Below are 20,686 nucleotides of genomic sequence, written 5' to 3' on the forward strand. Positions count from 1 at the left end.
AGTAGCAATAAAACAGACTAATAGAACTTAAATGTTCCACTTCACGTAAATAGGCACAAACGTGCAAAACGATAATGACTTGTAGTTACTAGTGTCGTCAAAGCAAGGTTTTACTAATTTCTCTTTTTTTTATGCGGTTTCTTAACTGACTCAATGTTACGCTATTGATATAAAAAAAGGAGGGTGTTCCATGGAGTTTCTATTGGATACAGCAAACCTAGAAGAAATTAAGCAATATGAAGCAATCATTCCACTTGCTGGCGTGACCTCGAATCCGTCTATTGTGAAAAAAGAAGGCAAAATTCAATTTTTTGACCATATGAAAAGTATTCGCAATATTATTGGCAGAGATAAGTCATTACATGTTCAAGTTGTTGCCAATGACTATGAAGGGATGATGAAAGATGCGGAAACAATTTTAGCTAAAATTGATCCAGAAGTCTTTATTAAAGTTCCCGTTAATCAAGAAGGAATCAAGGTGATTAAGGCACTGAAACAGAAAAATGTAAATACGACTGCCACAGCTATTTATACGAAATTTCAAGCCTACTTGGCTATTGCTGCTGGAGCAGACTATATTGCACCCTATTTTAATCGGATGGAAAATCTAAATATTGATCCACGATCCGCCATAGAGGAAATGGCAAAAGAAATTACCCGTACTGAGAGTAAGACTAAGATATTAGCCGCTAGTTTTAAGAATGTAGGGCAAGTTAACGCTGCCTTAGAAGCAGGTGCACAGGCGGCAACGATGGGTGTTGATATTATTCAACAAGCCTTTGTCATGCCATCAATCGAAAAAGCTGTTGTTGATTTTACAACAGATTGGGAAGCCATCTTTGGAGTAGACTCAAAGATTTTTAATTTATAAAAGCGGTTTCCTATCACTTTAATAGATGCAAGACGCTTTATATTTGATGTATTGTCTTAATGGTCAGATGATGATTTAGAAAAACTACCGCCTTCGTTCTTTTTGAACAAAGTTGGTAGTTTTTCTTATACTCTGAATTAAACATTACTGTTCCAGTTAAAGATTCCTTTGGGAGTCAGAATAAGAAGTTTACCTAATTCTAACGATGTGAAGGATTCGTAGCTTTCCGCAACGATGTTTTATCACCTTAAATAACGTGTTTCTAGTAATTTTTTTAAGAGGGTAATTTCTTTAATCAACTGTGCGCCAACATTTGTCTCACGAACCTGTTTACGGGATAGCTCCTTATCAACTAAACGTTTCATACTTAAGACGTCAGTTCCGTTTTTAATCACTTCTTGTTTTGAATGAAAATATTGATGGGCAACGAGTTGAATCCCATATGAATTATATACTAAAGTATATCCAGCAAGACCGGTTGTCTTTTGATAGGCTTTTGAGAAACCCCCATCAATCACAATCATCTTTCCATTTGCCTTAATTGGATTTTCTCCTTCAATTTCCTTTACTGGTGTGTGTCCATTAATAATGTGACCCTGGTCTGGATCAAGATCAAAGGCTGTTAGAATTCGGCGACAGACTTCTTCATCTTCACGCATATAGTAATATGGATTTTTCCGTTCTTTATGTGTGGTCTTATCCTTAATAAAGTAACGTTCGAAAGTTGTCATTTCTCTCTTGCCAAAAAGTGATGAATGTTCTCCCATCCACATGTACCAAACTAGATCGGTGTCAAAATCACAGGTAACATTTTTTCGCTTATAACATCGCCTTAGTGTTGTTTCAAATAAATCAAGTAATTCCCGCCCACGATATGTTTTATTGTCAATCACCATAGATTGTAGATTTCCCTCTTCATCTAATGGAACACAACCATGGATTAGAAGGTTACCGTTATAGCGTAAGTAAAAGCTCCCTTTCTTCATTAAAAAGTCCATATGTCGCTTTAACTTTTCTGAATGCTGCACGGCAAATAATAATTTATCAATCACAGCTTTTTCTTCATCTAACAGTACTTCAGGGTTCTCCTTGTTAACGGTTTGAAAGCAGGGTTGGAACAGTGGAAAGGTCTTGCTATTAATCGTAATAGTCTCCTTATCGTAATCAACAAATGATAACATTGCTCGGTGTGCCATATTAAAGTTTTTCTGACGTTTAATAATGGGGAGTTCAAGCTTGAATTGGATGATCGCAATGGCTTGATGCATTTTCGTGATTTCCAAGAACTCATCATCCGTTAGTGTCTCACTTGCTTGACGTTTCGGTCTGAAGTTAGGGTGGTCACCATAATACTTATCAGCCAAGTTTTGCAAGGGTCTTAAATTGATGCCATAAACATCTTCAATAATATCTAAGTTATTGTAACGGGCACAAATACGCAAAATGTTGGCAAGGCAGACTTTAGAACCACTAAAGGCACCAAGCCATAATACATCGTGGTTGCCCCACTGAATATCAACAGAATGATGGTTAATTAATGTCTCCATAATCTGATCTGGTTTGGGTCCGCGGTCATAAATATCTCCAACGACATGTAAATGATCGACAACTAGTCGTTGTACTGTATAACAGAGCCCAATGATCATTTTATCAATTTGATTGAGTGAAATAATCTGTTGAACAATCTTCTTATAATAAGGTTTCTTATTTTCTAATAAATCAACTTTATATAACAGTTCTTCAACGATATAAATAAAATGTGAGGGTAAAGCTTTTCTTAATTTTGATCGTGTGTACTTTGAAGAGGCGTATTGGATTAAATGAATAAGCCGTTCAATAATCACCTCATACCAATCATTTAAGGCATCTGTTGTCTTAAAGCTTTGTTTAAAAGCTTTAAGTTTTTCCTCCGGATAATAAACAAGTGCACCAAAGGAATCGATTTCTTCCTTTAACAGTTTCCCGCCATAAAGGTCGATAATCTTTTCTTTTACTTTCCCAGATCCATTACGTAGGATGTGGGAAAAGGCCTGAAATTCACCATGTAAGTCACTGACAAAATGCTCGGTTCCTTTTGGTAAGTTTAAAATCGCTTCTAGATTAATAATTTCTGTTGCAACCTTTTCTTCTGTATCATACTTCTCTGCCAGCAAATCGAGATATTTTTCTTCCACATCCGTCCCTCTTTTCTTAATGATTATTTTAAAATGACCACTGCAAGATTAAGAAGCTAGATCTTCTCTACTTTTAGTGTAGCGAATAGATCTATTTTTGGATAGTGGATAACAGCTACTTTTGACAGATTTACATGAAAGACTTTCTGTTATAGCATAAAAACCGCTCGCCAATCGAAATTAGATGTAGTCATTAAAACAATTGTCTAATTTTTTGAACTTGGCGTTCGTGATAATAATGTGCTAATCTTCGTTCAATGATCACAGCATTATTTGTCCATCGACTTGAGCGAAACCGATAGATATGTTTAAGTTTCTTAAATAGTGATTTCATTTGCCTCATCCTTTATTTCGTTGATAGTTAAATCATAACGAAATAATTGGAAATAAAAAACAGGCTAGTGATGTATTTCTATTCATTCATTTGGTGGATAAAAAAATCCCCCTTAGGATGGAGGGGAATGACTTAATTCATAACACAAAGTTCCCTATCAGTTAACAACTGCCTAGCTTTATTTATAGGCAGGGCAATGATCAAGTTGATAGGGAATCCTTTTACTCTAGTTCACTTGCAGAAATCGTCCAAATCGCTTTTACATTAAAATCATCATCGGAAAAATACAATTTATAACTATCTGATACGGGAACATCAAATGGAATATCCCCTCGTAGAATTTCATCAGCTAATAATGTACCGTCGGGTGCTTTTCTGATCCCTTCCGTTAGATAAGCTTCTAGATATGTATATCCTTCTTCATCTTTTAATTCAAAATTAAGCCATGGAGATATCCTTTTTTCCTCATCTGTGTGGTTCTCAATTGTAATATTTACAACAACAAATTGTTCCTCTTGTTGAATATCGAACTCCCCACCTGGTTCGATTCTACTTTCATTTAGAGTTATTTTAAAGCCATCAAAGTCAGCTGTCTCTCCTACAACTAATCCATCTAGTAATTCTGTTTGTTCATCTATATCATCCATATCATCAAACTCGTCAAAGTATTCTTCCAAGTCATCCATATCTTCCTCACCATCAATTGGAATGATTTCTTGAGGTGTTTTTGCCTTTTCAATTTTTTCCGTATTTGCATCATTACAAGCTCCGAGACCTAGCAACAGGATTATTCCAATGATCATGAAGCCAACTTTTTTTAACATTTAACCCTCTCCTTATGTTTAAATATAAATTTAAATTAAAAATCATCCGTCCTTTTATTAGACTTGAGGCTAAATTGAATTTTAGTTGTCATTTTTTTATATGAAATGAGATCAGTTATGATGTGTGGATTTATATAATAATTAACATCCATATATTACACAAAATAGTCAAATAACTCAACCTATTGGGAGATATAATTAAATAATCATGAGGAAGCAGAAAGTAAAAATTATAAGCTTAGTAAGAAAAATAGCAGTTGGTGAGCTGTGCTCTATTGAAGTTAGCATAAGTTTTGACACTGGCGTAATCAAAATATAGATAAAAACAGTAGCCCAATTATTTGAGATACTGTTTTTGATGAAATGAATTATTTAATTAGCTTTAATTATCCTTTGAATGACGCTCGCCAACTTGAAATTCATTAGAATGTTCAAACATATATTTCACGCTAAGGGGATCTTGTCCAGTGAGTTTCTTAAAATCATCTGTAAAGAGATCCATTTTCCCTAAACGAATGGCTTGCGCAAAAGTCACCATACCATCAGAAGAGAACGGTGCTTCAGAATCTTCTTTAAATGCTCCCTCTGTTGTTCTTGGCACACCCATCGCATCAAATATCGCATAATTTTCTTCATCGGTAATTTCTTGATAGGTAACTTGATGACCAGTGACTTCATTTCCAATATGGACAAAGTCGGATATGGTTAAAAGCTCAGGACCATTAATATTCAATATGGTCTTTTGATAATCATCAGTGACCAGCGCATGGGCGACAGCTTTAGCACAATCATTCCGTGAGATATAGGCCATTTTTCCATCACCTTGACTATTTTTTAAGATGCCATCAGCCTTTACAAAGGTAAAATAATTAGTAATCATCGCTTCAGCATACTGAGAATTACGTAGAAAAATATAATCTAATCCAACGTGTTTAATATAATCTTCAGTAAAAGCATGGTCAATTTTTTCGACACTTGGATTGGATTCATCAGTAGCATTGACTAACGATGTATAAATTACTTGTTTAACGCCAGCTTCTTTTGCAGCATCGATGACGTTCTTATGCGCATGTTGACGTTTTTCACCAACAAAAGGCATCGAAATCAAGGCTAATTTATCTGCCCCGGCAAATGCCTCGTCGAGCCCCTCGATTTTATTGAAATTGGTTACATGTGTTTCAATACCTTGTTCTTGGTATTCTTTTAAGGATGATGGATCATAACCACAAAAAATAAGCTGGTCTTTGTCTACTAAAGTTAATACATGTTCAGCAGCTTGTTTTCCAAGATTTCCATCAACACCTGTTAATAGTAGTTTTCCCATCTACAACACTCCTCTAGTTAATCGTTTGTACAACCCTATTGTATGTGAATAATTGAACAATATCCAATAGAAAAAGCGAATCCCCTATTGGGAAAACGAATGCTTTATTTGTTGAAGAAAAGGATATAATGCAGGATTTGTATTATTTTTTAAATAAGCAATCTCTATTTTAAACAAATGATGTGAATCTTCCAGCGAAATGAGTCGCACTTTATCTTCTGGATACGGAAGCTGATAATTATCAGGGAAAAAACCAATTAAACCCTCGGTCAGAATATGAAACAGTTCTGTCTCTACATCATCAACTGTGCGTAAAATATTCGGTTGAAAACCATCTTCTATTGCATGCTCAATCATCAAGTCATAAGAGGCACCAATCACACTTGGGCTTAACATTACAAGTGGATACTGATATAGTTCTTTTTTTGAAATCGAATAATGATCGAAGAGAGGATGGAGCTGATTTAAAACCGCACAGTATTGCCCTTGGTATAAAGGATATGTCTGTATATTTTCTCTACTCGCAAAAGCTGAGTCAAAGGCAATGGCCACGTCGTATATCCCCTTCTCTAAATAATCGGGAACATCTTTTAATAATACCTTATTGATCTCTACTTCAATGTTCGGATGCTGTTTTTTAAAATCGGGAATAAATGTCACTAAACTTTGCATATCGGTTAGGGCAGAATATTCGATCGTAAGCGTTTGTTTATTATTTTGCTGGTAATTGATTAACTTAGCCTTCATGTGATTATATTGCTTCCAGAGTATAATCGCTTCATTGTAAAAAAGCCATCCTGCTTGTGTTGGTTCAATCGGAATTTGCTTTCTGTCAATTAATATGATGTCGAACTCTTTTTCAAGTGAAGCTACTTGTTGACTAATGGTTGTTTGCGATACAAAATTCTTTTTTGCTGTTTCCGTGAAATTTCTACATTCAACGAGATCAATAAAATATTTGACTTTTTCAATATTCATCTTAATCACCCAAAGTATTTTAATTTAATATAACCGTTACTTGCGATTTTAAACTTATCATAACACGATATATTCGCAAAATTTAGCATAACGAATGAATAAGAATTAGAAATATTATCATTAACGTGGATGGATCTTAGAGAGATGAGTTCATATCATGAAGTAAGTAGCGAGCTGTTTAGCGTATTAGAAAAAGAGATGAAATGAGGGATAAAAATAATATAATAAGATGATTGAGACAGATTTTTCGTTATTGAAGAATATTGGGTAGGCTCTTACTTCAGATAAATAAAGAATTTCTTTCATTTAAAAAGAGATTCCCTATCGAAAGTCGATAGGGAATGCTACCTTTACTCTAATTCACTTGCCGAAATAGTCCAAATGGCTTTTCCCGTTTTAAATGGGTCTGAAAAATGTAATTCGTAAGTATCTGATTCAGGAACATCAAATGGAATTTCACCACGCATTGTTTCGTCAACCTCTAAAGATCCATCAAGCTGTCCCTTCGTACCTTCCATTAAAAAGGTTGTCATATATGCATATCCTTCTTCATCTTTTAATTCAATGTTTAACATAGAGGATATTACTTGTTCCTCATCAGTCTTATTCTCGATCGTTAAGTTTGCAACGATGAATTGATCTTCACCTGGAGTATCAAATTCCCCGCCTGGTTCAATTCTAGCCTCATTTAAGGTTATTTCTAAACCTTCAAAGTTAACTGTATCGCCAACAACAAGATCCTCTTCCTCCTCACCTTCTACCTCATCGGTTGCATCTTCCAAATTATCTTCATTTTCTGTATCACCAATTTCATCACTGGTATCGTTGCTTTCCTCTGATTCAGCAGGCTCATCATTGTTATTAGCGTCTGTATCATCACACGCCGCAAGCCCAAAGACTAAAATAATTCCAAGAACCAAAAACTTAAATTTTTTAAGCATTTTATTTCCTCCCTTGTGTTTATATATCGTCTATGTTTTGCATAGTAGATATCGATTAAGGATGGTTCCAAACCTCACATTTTATGAAGCCATCAACTTTTCTTAACTTTCTAGCAGTCATATCTGTTATATTGCTAGATATAGATGCTGGTCGCCTACAAATGTGGCTCTTTCATTGAATGAACAAATTAATTTGTTCATTCATCTATATGAGAAGGTATTTGATGAGAGAATTACTGTGCATATTCAAATAAATACTTGAATAGTTGGTTTATGAAATTAACTATAGGCGTCTAATATTAACTTCAATGATACTGTTTGTTGACTATAGCTTTATCAAAACACGTGACTTCATCAGAAATTGGAAATATTAGTTTGACATAATCCCCCAGAATACCTTTATTCCCCTTCCTTGGAAACATAAGGTCATTGAGAACAAAACATCAGAAATTCATTCCCCACTTTTGTCGTGTTTATGCTATTATTTTTAAGAGTTATTCCCCACTTAAATCGTATAGAGAAACCCTTAAAAATAGAAGCTGATTTTTGAGATCTTAAATTTTTTTGAACTTTTTAGTGGTCTCTTATCATGTCCTGTGTTAGAGAAGGACACAATATAATATTAATTTATTAAAAATCTTAAAGAGAAATGATGAGGTAGCCAATGAATATCACGATCATAAGCGTCGGTAAACTAAAGGAAAAATATTTAAAAATGGGAATTGATGAATACGTGAAGCGACTAAGAACACTTGCAAATCTAAAATTAATCGAAGTTGCAGATGAGAAGGCGCCAGAAAATTTATCTCAAGCGGAAATGGAAGCCATTAAAGTTAAAGAAGGCGAAAGAATTTTAGCAAAAATTCCAACTGATACATATGTCATTACACTAGAGATCAAAGGAAAGCAACTTCCATCAGAACAGTTAGCCAGTCAGCTTGATCAACTCGCTACCCATGGAAAAAGTAAAATTGCCTTTGTCATTGGCGGGTCATTAGGATTAAGTGAAACGGTGATGAAGCGAAGCAACTTTACTTTGTCGTTTTCAAAAATGACTTTGCCCCATCAGTTGATGAGGTTAGTGCTGTTAGAGCAGGTGTATCGAGCTTTCAAAATCATTAGGCGGGAACCTTATCATAAGTAGAGGCAAAAACTGCATAAAATAAGGCGGTATTTTTGTGTCAGTAGCGGAATTTGAATGTAAAGGCTCATCTTCTTCACCCTCCATTTCTCTATACAAAATATGAATGAGTGTGAAGGTTTTTGAAATATTGACATCTGAAAAATCAAAGTCAAGTTCAATTTTATCAATTGTTCTTCTTTTTTTATCAATTTGCTTGAGTGAAATGGTTTTAATTAATTGTTGGAATAGATACTTTTTCATATCTCTCGAAGCATCCTTATACACAAGAAGAAAGTGATTTAAAATTTGTTCGATTAATTCGGGCTTAATAACTTTTACATCTTCCGAACTTAAGTCTTTGTTCAGTTCACTTTTTCGAGATTCTAATGTCTTTTTTTTATTTGTAACTTCTATCAGTCTTTCTTGCAAAATAGAGGTTGGTAATGTGTTTTGTTCAAATGCTTCCAAATATTTATTTTGCAGAGATTCAATTTCAAATAAGTCTTTTTGAATATCTACTAATTCATTTTTAAACTTAGACAAAGAATCAATAGACTGTGAATTGATGTTTTGGATGCTATTGTATAATCTTTCTTTATCTGAGACAAATGAGTTTATTTTCTCAATAACAATATCTTCAGCATCATATGCTTTTATAGCATTTGAACGACAAGCAACAGATCCCTTATTTTGAAAAGCTCCACACACGTAATATCTATGTTTTACTTTGGACCCATCTTTGCGTTTATATGTTGTAATGGAAGGAACCATTCCACGACTACATGTTGGACAACGTAACAAACTATTAAGTAAAAATGGTTTGTTTGATTGTCGTTGCTTAAATGATTTGCTTTTTCTTCTTGACTGGACAATATTCCAAACTTGATCCGAAATAATTGGTTCATGTTTTCCTTGTGCGATTATAGGATTTGAATTTTTTCCTTTCCTTCTTTTCTTATCCCAATCTTCAACTTTCATCCAAGAGATTTTTCCGTTGTAAATAACATTATCTAAAATCTGTGCCACACCATGAATGGAAAAATGGTGATTTCGTTTTGTTCTGAATCCTGCTTTATTAAGATGATTAGCGATTGCTTTTAATCCTTTACCATCTGCATATAGTTGGAATATTAGCTTTACTATTTTAGCTTCACGTTGATTTACAACCAATGCTTTATCAATGTTGTCATAACCAAAGACAACACCACCATTCCATTCACCTTCCAAAGCTCTTTGTTTCATCCCAAGTTTTACATTTTCAGATAGTGTATTTCTTTCCATTTCTGCAATAGATGCCATCAACTGTACAACCAAGCGACCAATTGGAGTACTTGTGTCAAAATTCTCTGAATACGAAACAAATTTTACTTCGTGCAATTCAAACTTATCTAACAGTGTAAGTGTGTCCAGCATGTTCCGAGATAAACGAGATATTTTCCAAACTAATATTGCTTGAAATTTATCTTTTTCCACATCATTAACAAGCCTTTGCATGGCAGGTCTTCCAGTTATATTTTTCCCAGAGATCCCCTCGTCTACATACTCTTTTGAGACTTCCCAATTATATAATTCTGCATATTGCCTTAAAGTTTGTAGTTGTGCAGAGATACTATAACCTTCTACTGCTTGCTCTTCAGTACTGACTCTACAGTAAATAGCTACTCGTTTTATTTCTTTTCCCATTTACATTCCTCCTTTCTATAATCATAATACAAATGGCAAAAAAGGGAAAGTGCGTTCTGCACTTTCCTTAACTTGCATTAGCAAAATGGGCATTATCTATTGCATAAATAACTTTTTCTATTTTTCTTTTTGCTGGTTTTCCTGTTTCGGAAATATGAATCTCATCGATGAAAGAGTGCAATAGTTTCTTTTGCTCTTCTACAGTGAGTAGATGGAAGAATTTCTCGAAATTATCTATCACTTTATCCATTGAATTTGATAAATCATTCTTATGACGTTGTTTTTTCTTTTTCTTTAAATTCTCTAAAAGTTCATGTAATTGAATTTCTGTAACTTCAGCATCTTGAATTTCTGATTTGAACGTAGTTTCATTAATTGTCTTAGACAGGTACAAGTTTAGTAGTTCTTTTTTCTTTGAAGACAATTCTTCTAATTCTTTGTGAGTTTTTTTGATGTTTTCTTCCAATGGTTCAATTTCATATTGGAGGGTATTTTGGGTAACTGTTGTAAGTAAGGGGGTGATGTTGAGGCTCTTCACTTTCATAAAGAAGTCTTGAAGGACAGCTTGTTCAGCGTTACTTTTATTAATTAAATTTGATGAACATACACTGTTTCCACTGCTTTTATTTTTGCCACAACGATAGTATTGATAAATCTTCTGCCCTTTAGCTTGCACCATAGTTGATCCGCACTTTGGACATTTCAATAGTCCTGACAGAATGAACTTACCAGGAACAGTTTCTCTTTTATTTGTTTTGTTTCTAATTGCTAATGCTTTTTGTGTTTCTTGCCATAACTCATCATCGATAATTTTCACATGGTTACCTTCACGAATAACTCCTTTCCATTTAGTTTTTCCATTATAGATTACATTGTGCAAAATATCTCTGACACCGCTAATGGACCAATCATTCTTTTTCTTCGTAGTAATGTTTTGATTGTTTAAGTTTGCAGCAATTTTCCCGTAACCCCAATTATCATACGTATATCGCTGGAAAATATACTTTACTACCTTTGCTTCACTACTTACAGGTTTAAGTTTTTTATCCTTGGATACATATCCGTAAATTTGACCGCCATTATAGTTTCCTTTTTCAGCATTTTTTTGCATACCAAACGACGAGCGAAAAGAGATCAAATCTCGTTCAAATTCTGATACTAAGGACAGAATTTGATACATTAATTTAGCGTTTTTGTCGCTACTATCGATATTATCAGCAATACAAATGAGTTGTTTCCCTGAATTTTCTATACGAGAAAACATATATTGAGATTCGATACTGTCTCTCGATAAACGATCGGCTTTATGTACAATAAGATAATCAATTTGCTCGGATTGCCCAAACAGATGATTATACATTTGCTTAAACTGTAGGCGATTTTTAACACTTTCAGCTGACTTAGCACCTTCATCGTAGATTGTAACAAGAGTTATATTGTTATTTTCGCAGTACTTTTGAATCTCCTCTTTTTGCTTTTCTATAGATGTGTTTTCAAGTTGTTTATTGGTACTTACACGCACGTAACCTATTGCTTTTGGCATGTTACTATCCCCTTTCAAATTAAGTTTTCTTCTATTTTTTCTTCATACTTCAAATAAAGATCTGACAGGAAATTAATAGATTGCAATGTTTTACTTTTTTTTATTTCTTCTTCTGGTAGGAGTTGCCCTTCGAATTGTTCTTGGAAATTAAGAGGTTTATTCATTGGAGCTTCTTCCTTTCTGAGGGTATTAAGATGGAGGATCACTCTTAGTTTTATAGGAGTATTTATCACTCTATTAATAGTTTATAAGACTACCCTATTTTTTGTCCAACTTATTTGGTTCTACCCCTTAAAAAATTTCTTCTTCATTAGAAAGTACATTATTTTTTTAGGATATTCTATATTACCAAAAACAAATATTAATAGATTTTCATTAATTTTTTAATGTAAAACCATGCAAAAGTTATGAAACTATTATTGCTGAGTAGTATGTGTTTATCACATGATTCAAAGTGTGGTTAGGAAAATATTAAATTAGTTGGGTTCGGGCTAAAAAGTATCTGTCAAGCACTGATAAATACTGCGAAAGTGTATTCCCGTACTCGAAGGAGGAATTTGTATGATACATACTTTTGAATTTTATTTGCACACAGATATAAAGGCAATACAAAATTTATTATCAGTTCATAGTGTGAAAATTTTAGACTGGAACAATATAAGATCAGCAATCAAAAAAATAAATGAGAAAATAAACACTAACTTCTATGGCATTAAAATAAATTATATTAAGGAGCTGGCAAACGATGAGTATCAGATACACTTTAAATTAGATATTACCAAGTTACTTCATAAAGGTAATATCTCGGAAACTGATTATTACACGGTGGAGAAACTCATTCAAGATTTTTTGAATAATTCTTTTGGTAGTCACATTATCTTTGACAAGCACATTTTAACTCGTATTGATTACAAATATGATTGTGTTGTAAAGGATCAAAAAAATCGTGAGTTGCTTTTTCACTTGATTGACAAGCATACAAGGAAATATTCTCATAAGGAAAAATACCGTTGGGGAAAAACTAATAGTGGCATACCTTATAAGTATGAATCCAGCCAGTATCACAACAATATGAGTGTTGGAATGATCATTTATGATAAGGAAAGGGAACGCTTGGAAAAAAATGAGCCTGTATTAGAATTCCATGAAAATGTAGTAAGGTATGAATTGAGGTTGAATAATCAACATTTAAACTCTAAAAAACGACAGGACAAATCGGGGAAATCTATACCTAAAAAGTTATCGGCATATTTTCAAGAAGAAGTTTGGAAAGATTACATGAACAAGCATGTGTATCCAATTGTGCATAAGGGTGATTATTACAAAATTACCGTAGCAGAAAAAATAATTGATGCCAGTAACTTAACAAAACGAAAGAAAGACAAATTGCGACAATTTTTAGTGCGAATCTCCAAGGGAACACTTGATACACCTAAGCAAAATCTATCAAGGGCTACTTACAGACAATATATTCGTGACTTAGAAACTTTAGGTATCAATCCGATTTTGATACCGAAAAACAGAAAAGATGCCCCTGGTTGTTTTAAAAATCCATTTACTCTGTAATAAATTTTTTTACTTCACGGTCAAGAATGGTTAACATATTCATCGTTTTCTTTCCGATTTCATCAACTCCTCATTTGATTTCTCAAAATTCTTTAGCAAAAGAATATTTGTGTTGATTATTACTTAGTCCTCTATGTATGAGTGATAGTGTTCCAATAGTAGGTTGTGTGAAACGCTGTATATTCAATAATCAAAGAGTAGTAAATTGTTAGGGAAGTTCATCGAGAATGGCAGAAAAGACTGATTAAAAGCCTAATCATTAAATAACTTAGCAACGTGTAGACTGATGGTAGCAGAAAGTGAAAATTGCCTATGAATGAAGTTGGTAAAACAACCCAATTGGAACGACATATCGACTTCCTAAGGCTGGGAATTTTATAAACAGAATGTATCTATATGTATCTAAACGAAGAAAGATCCTACGGAATGCCAGTATTGAGCATATTTAGTATGTATGACTCGTTCTTTTATTAACAATTTATATATAGTAAAATACTGGTAAGTTATATCGAGATTGCTTAGATGTTTATATGAAAAGTTCTGTAAAATAGAATTAGTATTCTGATTTTTAAATACTATTCAGTAAGGAGTGATGGATTGTTGAAAGAAAAAAGATATATTGATATTAAGAGCACTGGTAAAGAGTTAGTATTAGAGACTTTTTTAGATGTTGGGAGCAAGGCGGCTGCTGATGTTGCAAAAGAAGCTGTTACTACTGCTACAGCAGATTTATTAGTAGATTCTGCCAGTTCGTTAGTCCCAGGTGTCTCAGGAGCGGTTCAAGGATATAAAAGACGTAGATTCGAAAGAAATATTATACAATTCACTAAAGAATTAAATTCACGGGTAGACGAGGTTCGTATGAATTTAGAAGAAAAATCAAATGAGCAAAAGGAACAAATCGATCAGCTGTTTCAGTACGTGATAGATTATGTCGTAGATGAAAAGCAACAAGAAAAAATAGCATATATGGTTAATGGATTTGTGAAAATTTCAGAACACGATCACATTACTGAGGACTTTGTTTTGAATTATTATGATGTGCTTAGAGAGTTAAGAATGGTTGATATATCAGTACTTAGATTAATGTATTTTAATGCTTATATTTTGAGAAATATAAGTACTAAGGAAACATTCGAAAGTATATTAGAGGAGTATAGAATTACTCAGGAACAATATGAAGCAGTTCGGAGAAATTTATTTCGAATTGGTCTCCTTACTACAGAAACAGATTTAAATATTATTCATGATTTAAATGAAATTTCAGATAAGTTCAAAGAGTTGTATTCATACTTAGATAAATTTACCAATCCTAAATACAACCGTAAATTACCAAAATTAAAGACTCCAAAGTTAAAGTCCAAAGAAAGATTCAAGATTTCAAAGTTTGGACGTGATTTCATGGAATTTTTCTTGGATTCGGAAGATAAAAAAGAAAAGTGATGATTAAAGAATTAGAGGGACAACGATGAAGGGTGATTTTCTTATGAAATTTAAATATTTTAATGATACTGGTAGAACGATTGCTATTCATCCTGCAACTTTCATTCATGGCTGTACATCCGATAGTAAAAAACCAATTGAACATTTAGAAGAACGAACTTTTAATTTGCCAGAAGGACATTATCCATTTGTGAAAATGTGGGATAATGGAATAGATAGAGGATTGCAACTTTTAATTTCACCGACTAAAAATGAACGATGAGATAAATAAGATGAATGAAACTATATAACTTTGGAGAGTGTAATATTAACTGTGTAAGTAAGAAATGCGTACGATTTCTTACTCACACAGTTTTTTATTTGGTAGAATAATAATATAAAGCTAAAGGAGTGTTTTAAATGGGCAAACCCAAAAGAGATCCTAACTCCGTAGAATTAGCTAACAAGATTATTGAACAGTATCAACCAAAGTCTGTAGAAGATATGCAACATGCATTAAAGGACATATTCGGACCGATGTTTGAATCAATGTTAAAAGGTGAAATGAAAATGAATCATCATTTGGGCTATGAATCAAATGATAAAGGAGAAAAGGAAACAAACAATAGACGGAACGGGTACGGAAAAAAGACAGTCAAAACGACAGCTGGCGAAGTGGATATTGCTGTACCTCGTGATCGTGACGGTTCATTTGAACCACACCTCATTCCCAAGCGTAAAAGAGATGTTTCTGCCATCGAGGATAAAGTCATCTCCATGTATGCAAGAGGAATGTCTCAGCGAGATATTTCATCTACTATCGAAGATATCTATGGTTTCTCCGTGTCTCATGAAATGATATCCGATATTACCGATACAGTGCTTCCTGATTTAGAAGAGTGGCAAAGTCGTCCTTTAAGCAACTGTTATCCTTTTGTGTTTGTAGATTGCCTTTATACGACGATACGTAATGAATACGAAACCAAGAAATACGCTGTGTATACCATGTTAGGCTACACCATGGAAGGAAAGAAAGACATTCTTGGTCTATGGTTAAATGAAACGGAAAGTAAGCATAAATGGATGCAGATCTTTGATGAAATAAAAGCTCGTGGTGTAGAAGATATTTTCTTTATTTCTATGGATGGAGTAAGTGGATTAGAAGATGGAGCTCGTGCCATTTTTCCACAAGTTGTCGTACAACGCTGTATGGTTCATCTCATTAGAAATTCGATTAAGTATGTTCCAAGTAAAGACTATAAAGCTTTTACTGCTGCATTAAAAAAGGTTTACGCAGCACCAAGCCTTAAAGCATGTCATAGTGCATTTGAAACCTTTCAACAACAATGGTCTGCTTATCCTGGAGCTATTGACGTTTGGAAACGGAATTTCTCCCATGTGGAACAACTATTTGATTATGGAAGTGCGATACGCAAAATTATGTACACTACGAATGCCGTAGAAAGTATACATTCCAGCTTTAGAAAAGTGACAAAAAAAGGAGCATTCCCAAACGAGAACGCCCTTCTAAAAGTTTTGTATTTACGAACCAAAGAACTTGAAAATAAGTGGGAAGGTGGCCATATTCAACAATGGGCAATGGTCATGAATCAGCTGTTAATTCATGATCACCTTAATGAACGTGTGTTAAAGTATTTAGAATAACTTACACACTTTTCTTGACAAGCCCATACTTTGTGAAAAAAGACTCCTCAATTTTGATAGAGGAGTCTTCGTAAACTAACCTTTTGGTGGATAGTTATCCTTACCGTAACTATTTTTCTCACGAATCCTTCCGCTTCTATTATGAATTAATAGTTCGGATCCGTTATTAATAGCAATACCTTTCGCTATATTGATAGCTTCATATTGTGTATTTGTTCTTATAGTGGCTCTTGAGTTTCCGCCACCTTTTACTTGCCAGCCACCATCTTTGTGTGGGGTAACATGCTGATTAGGCATTAATAAATTCCTCCTTTTCCATTATACGAACATAAAAACTCTATATGCATAAATGAAAAATTTTGTTATTATAAAATCACATTTTAAATTTCTGATGACCCTATTTGTTCTGCAAAACAAATGGGGTCTTATTTTATTGCTTTTTTAATCTGTCTCTCCATTTTCTTGATTTCTAACCGGAGGTCTCGTTCTGTTTTTCGTTGCGCTTGTCTAATTTTATTGCGAATCTGAGTTTTACTTATCCTTCTCATATGATCACCTCCTATTTGTATAATTATTATAACTATCCTCCTTTCTTACATATTAATTATATATCACATTATTACCTGGCACAATATATAGTAATTTCTTATTTATTCACATCTATATGTAGTTGATCACCTTGTGTGAGATTTAAAAATATGGTAAAATATTAGGTTAATTTTTGTTGCATTTATATTTAATCATAAACAGTTTTTTTCATAGTGCTAAGTAACCAAAATTTAAGAAGTAGTACAGTTTATTATTAAATATCTCTTCTTTTCCCTATTTCCTTCCTTAAATGGCTCCTCTATTGTGTAGATAACTGGCAAATGACCACTATATGAATTTCATTTACTAAAAATACATTGAATCTTACTGTATAGCATTGTGGTGATATCTGGAAGTAAAAGAGATTTATCTATGAAGATGAGTTTTAAAGTAGAAGCAAAGGAGTACTATTTTCTTCTTTTTATCTCTGGGGGAACATGTAATCGTCAGTTGACAAAATATCTACACTGAAACTTGATGAAGTTTGTGTATTTTAGAAAAAAAGAATAGCATGATAGAAAAAAATTAAAAAATATAAATTTATTAAGGAATAAAAATAGGTTTGGTAAGAAAATATAAGTTTTTTTGGAGATAATTAAAAATAGACGACTGTACGAAGAAAAAAAGAGTAATTTCATTTCCAATTTTTACAGGTATAAAAGTTCAAAAAAACATGATACGTTAAAAACAGTAAAATATAATTATAACATTTATATTTTACTATAGTCAATGGAAAAATGAAGGGATGTTGAATTAAATTATCTTGAATTCTTAATCTTTTAAAGTGTTCAAATAAGAAGTAATTAATGTTTTAGAATTTTTCCTCTCACCTTGAAAAAACTACAATTGTAAAAGGAGTTAAAATTAGATGAAAGACGAATTAACCAATGTCACCATTGATGCAGATTTAAGGGAATACATGGTTAATGGTGAGAAATTTTTATTAGGAATAGTTTCAGGACGAGCATTAAAAGAAATCAAAAGGGATATCCCAAACAAGCCAAACACACGGGAGTATATGGGGAAGAAGAATAAAAATGTATCTGAAATGATAGGGACATTGAGGTATAAGCCAGAATTCTTCATGCATAAAAATAATGGAATTCAAATAAACGCTACGTCTTATGTTAAAAATGACGATGGAACTACAACAATCTTTTTTAATGACAGAAATGGTACTTATAATGGCAATCATACAAAGAACGTGCTATCTAAATACGGAAATGAAAAGAGCCATGTAAATATAGCAGTTTATTTTAATGTTCCTGAGGAAGAAATTGTAGATATTACTGTTAGCAAAAATTCAAGTGCCCCCACTCAAGAGATTAGCCGTGGTGAAAAGTTGGGTCATTATGATTGGGTAAAAGAATGTTTACCTAATTATCAAATAAAATACAAAGAAAGTGACGAGTTTGATTTGGATATTGCTACAGTCTTGCATATAGCTGGCATATACCAAATTGATAAAGATCATTATACCTTTTTGAATGATAATTTTAAAAAGTTTCAAAGTTTTTTGCGTAGTAAAGGAAACATTGTAAAAAAATTTAATGATGGAAAATTAGATCTTAAGAAAACTCGTTATATTTTAAAAGACGTAATCGATTTTTATGAATCTATACGATTTGATGAAGATATTCTGGCTTTGGTGAGAAGAAATTTAGAAAGTAAAGGGTGGATAAGGAAAGGGGCTGTTACAGATTCGCTTATGTACAATATAATAAATGCAACCAAATTTGCATTCTATATTCCTAACACTCTTTATCCTTGTTTAAAGGACGACTATGATGTTAATCGTTTGATACATTTAACTAAAAAAGTATTTCCGGAAATTACTTCTAAATTGACAGAATATGAAAATGAGGGATTCAATGTAACTGAAATATGTAGAGGGATCAACATATACCAAGAGATACAAAATCTTATGTTGTTGGAGTTAACTAAGTAATTTATGAAGGGACGAGTTCGTTTGAGAAGAGTTTATGAAACAGAAATATTATTTGAAATTTTACACGGTTCGTATGTTTCTGAAAATTATAATTATGAAATGATCTGTGATAAAGAGGGAATGAATTTCATCACTGAATTTTTCAGAGATGAGAATGTCAGTAATGAAGATGGCAGATTAATATTTAGGGAATCTGTATCAAAAATAAAAGAGCGATTAAAGATTGAAAATATAGAATCATTTTTAGATGATTTCACTCGAACTTATATAAAAGTGTATCCGAAAAATGAAAAGTTTCGTAATTATACTATAGCAAATGCTTATTCATCAGATAGTAATATAAGGATTGTATTTAATACTGATATATTAGAGATTTTATAATCAGAAAACAAAAAAAGCCCACTTATTGGCAAGAGGCTTATTCCTTATATTTCTCTGTAAAATCCAATAAAGATTGACTGAACAGTTCACGCAATCTCAAATGAGGAAACTTATCGGCAGCTAATTGCTGAAACTGTTCATAAATCTCAGCATTTACCTGTACTGTCTTAGTGTTGGTTTTAGAATCTACTGAATAAATTTTAGGATTGATAATGAGTTGTGTACTTGATTCATCCAGTAGTTTTTTTAGCTTATCAAGATTATCATTCAAAAATTGCAAGGAATCATCATAAGTTGCATTATCTACATGTTGAGCCATTTGTTGGTATTCTTCCATGGACATTAATTTATAATACTGTTTTTTTGATTGGTTGTATTGAAAGTTGTCATGGTCGCGCATGATTTTACTAAAAGTAGAGGGAGTCATCCCTAACTTTTTTGCAACATTTTGGAGATGGTTAACTTGTTCCTTTTTCAATAGTCCATTGACTAAGTTTACTCTTTCTTCTGATGATAAATTCATAAAATCATTTGTATTCATGATTATTCCCCCTTTAAAGTATCATTTATTTATAATAGATAGTTTTAAGAGAAATATAACTGCAAATACTGTTATGAAAATTTTAATAGACTACTATAATAAGTTGTTACAAATAATTGGACTGGGTTATGATTCCAGACATGAAAAAGGGGAATATATATGAATTTAGAAAAAGTAGATATTAAAAGGTTGTTGAGAGAAGAGAGGAATAAAAGAGGGCTGACATATGACCAAGTTGCGAGTAAAGTAGGCTGCAGTACTTCATATCTATTTCGAGTAGAAAAGGGGGCTCGTAAGATTCCTCCAGAAAATGTGGTGAGGAAAATCATTGACTACTTTGAATTAGGTGAAGAAGAATTGTTGAATTACCAAAGAGACTTTTCTGAGGTGGACTATAAGACTGAAGTACTATTAAAGGCAGCTAAAACAGTAGATGTCAATAATTTGCAAGAATTTATTAGTTTCTTGAAGATTGTGGAAGGTTATCAAGAAATAGATAAAATATAAGGCGAGTGTAAGCAATGTATTTGAAGCCGTTGAAATGAATCAACGGCTTTTTAATTGTTGCAAGTTTGTTAGTGATGCTACTACGAATTTTTGTTTAGAAAAAGTGCAGTGAATGATATTAAAATTGATAATATAGATAAAATGAAAGCCCAAATAGCCAAATAAATCACCTCCTTAATTTTTCCGATAGTATATAAAACAACTGCCCAATGACAATAGTCAATGGAATAAGAAAAAGCACCTGTAGAATTTAATCTACAAGTGCTTTCTGCT

21 protein-coding genes are annotated in these 20,686 nt (G+C 32.9%); 9 read left to right on the forward strand and 12 right to left on the reverse strand.

Annotated features, from left to right (window positions below):
- The first annotated feature begins 190 nt into the window (after window positions 1-190).
- Window positions 191-871 carry a fructose-6-phosphate aldolase gene (locus ACS127_RS05490; RefSeq protein ID WP_440897425.1) on the forward strand — a complete coding sequence of 227 codons (681 nt, stop codon included), beginning with the start codon at window positions 191-193 and terminating at the stop codon, window positions 869-871.
- Between the two features lie 242 nt (window positions 872-1,113).
- On the opposite strand, the gene ACS127_RS05495 is transcribed toward ACS127_RS05490, so the two are convergent.
- From ACS127_RS05495 to ACS127_RS05520, 6 genes are all read right to left on the reverse strand, one after another.
- Window positions 1,114-3,045 (reverse strand): fructose-1,6-bisphosphatase, encoded by a 1,932-nt coding sequence (locus ACS127_RS05495; RefSeq protein WP_440897426.1) that lies wholly within the window; start codon window positions 3,043-3,045, stop codon window positions 1,114-1,116.
- A 193-nt stretch (window positions 3,046-3,238) separates the two neighbouring features.
- Window positions 3,239-3,379, reverse strand: a complete 141-nt coding sequence (locus tag ACS127_RS05500) for a hypothetical protein (RefSeq protein ID WP_440897427.1) — start codon at window positions 3,377-3,379, stop codon at window positions 3,239-3,241.
- A gap of 221 nt (window positions 3,380-3,600) precedes the next feature.
- Window positions 3,601-4,203, reverse strand: coding sequence for a DUF4352 domain-containing protein (locus ACS127_RS05505; RefSeq protein ID WP_440897428.1), 603 nt, complete (start codon window positions 4,201-4,203; stop codon window positions 3,601-3,603).
- Window positions 4,204-4,585: 382 nt separating this feature from the next.
- Window positions 4,586-5,527, reverse strand: coding sequence for an NmrA family NAD(P)-binding protein (locus ACS127_RS05510; RefSeq protein ID WP_440897429.1), 942 nt, complete (start codon window positions 5,525-5,527; stop codon window positions 4,586-4,588).
- Between the two features lie 84 nt (window positions 5,528-5,611).
- Window positions 5,612-6,505 (reverse strand): LysR family transcriptional regulator, encoded by an 894-nt coding sequence (locus tag ACS127_RS05515; protein ID WP_440897430.1) that lies wholly within the window; start codon window positions 6,503-6,505, stop codon window positions 5,612-5,614.
- A 350-nt stretch (window positions 6,506-6,855) separates the two neighbouring features.
- A complete protein-coding gene (locus tag ACS127_RS05520; protein ID WP_440897431.1) occupies window positions 6,856-7,446 on the reverse strand; it encodes a DUF4352 domain-containing protein in 591 nt (196 codons plus the stop codon).
- Between the two features lie 664 nt (window positions 7,447-8,110).
- Between ACS127_RS05520 and rlmH the strand changes: the two genes are divergently transcribed.
- Window positions 8,111-8,590 carry a 23S rRNA (pseudouridine(1915)-N(3))-methyltransferase RlmH gene (gene rlmH, locus ACS127_RS05525; protein WP_440897432.1) on the forward strand — a complete coding sequence of 160 codons (480 nt, stop codon included), beginning with the start codon at window positions 8,111-8,113 and terminating at the stop codon, window positions 8,588-8,590.
- Here the strand turns inward: rlmH and ACS127_RS05530 are convergent.
- From ACS127_RS05530 to ACS127_RS05540, 3 genes are all read right to left on the reverse strand, one after another.
- Window positions 8,534-10,252 (reverse strand): recombinase family protein, encoded by a 1,719-nt coding sequence (locus ACS127_RS05530; RefSeq protein WP_440897433.1) that lies wholly within the window; start codon window positions 10,250-10,252, stop codon window positions 8,534-8,536. The two genes, rlmH and ACS127_RS05530, sit on opposite strands and share 57 nt — an antisense overlap.
- Before the next feature lie 67 nt (window positions 10,253-10,319).
- Window positions 10,320-11,795, reverse strand: coding sequence for a recombinase family protein (locus ACS127_RS05535; RefSeq protein WP_440897434.1), 1,476 nt, complete (start codon window positions 11,793-11,795; stop codon window positions 10,320-10,322).
- A 14-nt stretch (window positions 11,796-11,809) separates the two neighbouring features.
- Window positions 11,810-11,959: a hypothetical protein gene (locus tag ACS127_RS05540; protein ID WP_440897435.1), complete on the reverse strand. Its 150-nt coding sequence runs from the start codon at window positions 11,957-11,959 to the stop codon at window positions 11,810-11,812.
- Window positions 11,960-12,356: 397 nt separating this feature from the next.
- Between ACS127_RS05540 and ACS127_RS05545 the strand changes: the two genes are divergently transcribed.
- The 4 genes from ACS127_RS05545 (at window position 12,357) to ACS127_RS05560 (ending at window position 16,448) form a co-directional block, all read left to right on the forward strand.
- Entirely contained in the window at window positions 12,357-13,361 is a 1,005-nt protein-coding gene (locus tag ACS127_RS05545) for a hypothetical protein (protein ID WP_440897436.1), read from the forward strand.
- A 600-nt stretch (window positions 13,362-13,961) separates the two neighbouring features.
- The gene (locus tag ACS127_RS05550) at window positions 13,962-14,804 is read left to right on the forward strand and encodes a hypothetical protein (RefSeq protein ID WP_440897437.1); all 843 of its coding nucleotides are present in this window, start codon (window positions 13,962-13,964) and stop codon (window positions 14,802-14,804) included.
- A 43-nt stretch (window positions 14,805-14,847) separates the two neighbouring features.
- Window positions 14,848-15,066, forward strand: coding sequence for a hypothetical protein (locus tag ACS127_RS05555; RefSeq protein WP_440897438.1), 219 nt, complete (start codon window positions 14,848-14,850; stop codon window positions 15,064-15,066).
- A 137-nt stretch (window positions 15,067-15,203) separates the two neighbouring features.
- Entirely contained in the window at window positions 15,204-16,448 is a 1,245-nt protein-coding gene (locus ACS127_RS05560) for an IS256 family transposase (protein WP_440897439.1), read from the forward strand.
- A gap of 75 nt (window positions 16,449-16,523) precedes the next feature.
- Here ACS127_RS05560 and ACS127_RS05565 read toward each other — a convergent pair whose 3' ends face one another.
- The gene (locus ACS127_RS05565) at window positions 16,524-16,745 is read right to left on the reverse strand and encodes a DUF2188 domain-containing protein (protein ID WP_440897440.1); all 222 of its coding nucleotides are present in this window, start codon (window positions 16,743-16,745) and stop codon (window positions 16,524-16,526) included.
- Window positions 16,746-16,873: 128 nt separating this feature from the next.
- The gene (locus ACS127_RS05570) at window positions 16,874-16,996 is read right to left on the reverse strand and encodes a hypothetical protein (protein WP_440897441.1); all 123 of its coding nucleotides are present in this window, start codon (window positions 16,994-16,996) and stop codon (window positions 16,874-16,876) included.
- 908 nt (window positions 16,997-17,904) lie between these two features.
- Here ACS127_RS05570 and ACS127_RS05575 point away from each other — a divergent pair.
- Entirely contained in the window at window positions 17,905-18,984 is a 1,080-nt protein-coding gene (locus ACS127_RS05575) for an AIPR family protein (RefSeq protein WP_440897442.1), read from the forward strand.
- 3 nt (window positions 18,985-18,987) lie between these two features.
- Complete coding sequence (locus ACS127_RS05580; protein WP_440897443.1) at window positions 18,988-19,365, forward strand: hypothetical protein; 378 nt, start codon at window positions 18,988-18,990, stop codon at window positions 19,363-19,365.
- Between the two features lie 37 nt (window positions 19,366-19,402).
- Here ACS127_RS05580 and ACS127_RS05585 read toward each other — a convergent pair whose 3' ends face one another.
- Complete coding sequence (locus tag ACS127_RS05585; protein WP_440897444.1) at window positions 19,403-19,906, reverse strand: hypothetical protein; 504 nt, start codon at window positions 19,904-19,906, stop codon at window positions 19,403-19,405.
- A 159-nt stretch (window positions 19,907-20,065) separates the two neighbouring features.
- Between ACS127_RS05585 and ACS127_RS05590 the strand changes: the two genes are divergently transcribed.
- Entirely contained in the window at window positions 20,066-20,413 is a 348-nt protein-coding gene (locus tag ACS127_RS05590) for a helix-turn-helix domain-containing protein (protein WP_440897445.1), read from the forward strand.
- Window positions 20,414-20,686: the final 273 nt, after the last annotated feature.

The sequence above is a fragment of the Amphibacillus sp. Q70 genome, assembly GCF_052055485.1.
In the GTDB taxonomy this organism is placed as follows: Bacteria; Bacillota; Bacilli; order Bacillales; family Amphibacillaceae; genus Amphibacillus.

Excerpts from the sequence above, each read along its gene's own strand:
- ACS127_RS05580 (WP_440897443.1), top strand. The coding sequence starts at position 18,988 with ATGAAGGGACGAGTTCGTTTGAGAAGAGTTTATGAAACAGAAATATTA.
- ACS127_RS05505 (WP_440897428.1), bottom strand. The coding sequence starts at position 4,203 with ATGTTAAAAAAAGTTGGCTTCATGATCATTGGAATAATCCTGTTGCTA.
- ACS127_RS05540 (WP_440897435.1), bottom strand. The coding sequence starts at position 11,959 with ATGAATAAACCTCTTAATTTCCAAGAACAATTCGAAGGGCAACTCCTA.
- ACS127_RS05500 (WP_440897427.1), bottom strand. The coding sequence starts at position 3,379 with ATGAAATCACTATTTAAGAAACTTAAACATATCTATCGGTTTCGCTCA.
- ACS127_RS05530 (WP_440897433.1), bottom strand. The coding sequence starts at position 10,252 with ATGGGAAAAGAAATAAAACGAGTAGCTATTTACTGTAGAGTCAGTACT.
- ACS127_RS05555 (WP_440897438.1), top strand. The coding sequence starts at position 14,848 with ATGAAATTTAAATATTTTAATGATACTGGTAGAACGATTGCTATTCAT.
- rlmH (WP_440897432.1), top strand. The coding sequence starts at position 8,111 with ATGAATATCACGATCATAAGCGTCGGTAAACTAAAGGAAAAATATTTA.
- ACS127_RS05575 (WP_440897442.1), top strand. The coding sequence starts at position 17,905 with ATGAAAGACGAATTAACCAATGTCACCATTGATGCAGATTTAAGGGAA.
- ACS127_RS05520 (WP_440897431.1), bottom strand. The coding sequence starts at position 7,446 with ATGCTTAAAAAATTTAAGTTTTTGGTTCTTGGAATTATTTTAGTCTTT.
- ACS127_RS05565 (WP_440897440.1), bottom strand. The coding sequence starts at position 16,745 with ATGCCTAATCAGCATGTTACCCCACACAAAGATGGTGGCTGGCAAGTA.
- ACS127_RS05490 (WP_440897425.1), top strand. The coding sequence starts at position 191 with ATGGAGTTTCTATTGGATACAGCAAACCTAGAAGAAATTAAGCAATAT.
- ACS127_RS05590 (WP_440897445.1), top strand. The coding sequence starts at position 20,066 with ATGAATTTAGAAAAAGTAGATATTAAAAGGTTGTTGAGAGAAGAGAGG.
- ACS127_RS05545 (WP_440897436.1), top strand. The coding sequence starts at position 12,357 with ATGATACATACTTTTGAATTTTATTTGCACACAGATATAAAGGCAATA.
- ACS127_RS05585 (WP_440897444.1), bottom strand. The coding sequence starts at position 19,906 with ATGAATACAAATGATTTTATGAATTTATCATCAGAAGAAAGAGTAAAC.
- ACS127_RS05570 (WP_440897441.1), bottom strand. The coding sequence starts at position 16,996 with ATGAGAAGGATAAGTAAAACTCAGATTCGCAATAAAATTAGACAAGCG.
- ACS127_RS05510 (WP_440897429.1), bottom strand. The coding sequence starts at position 5,527 with ATGGGAAAACTACTATTAACAGGTGTTGATGGAAATCTTGGAAAACAA.
- ACS127_RS05535 (WP_440897434.1), bottom strand. The coding sequence starts at position 11,795 with ATGCCAAAAGCAATAGGTTACGTGCGTGTAAGTACCAATAAACAACTT.
- ACS127_RS05560 (WP_440897439.1), top strand. The coding sequence starts at position 15,204 with ATGGGCAAACCCAAAAGAGATCCTAACTCCGTAGAATTAGCTAACAAG.
- ACS127_RS05515 (WP_440897430.1), bottom strand. The coding sequence starts at position 6,505 with ATGAATATTGAAAAAGTCAAATATTTTATTGATCTCGTTGAATGTAGA.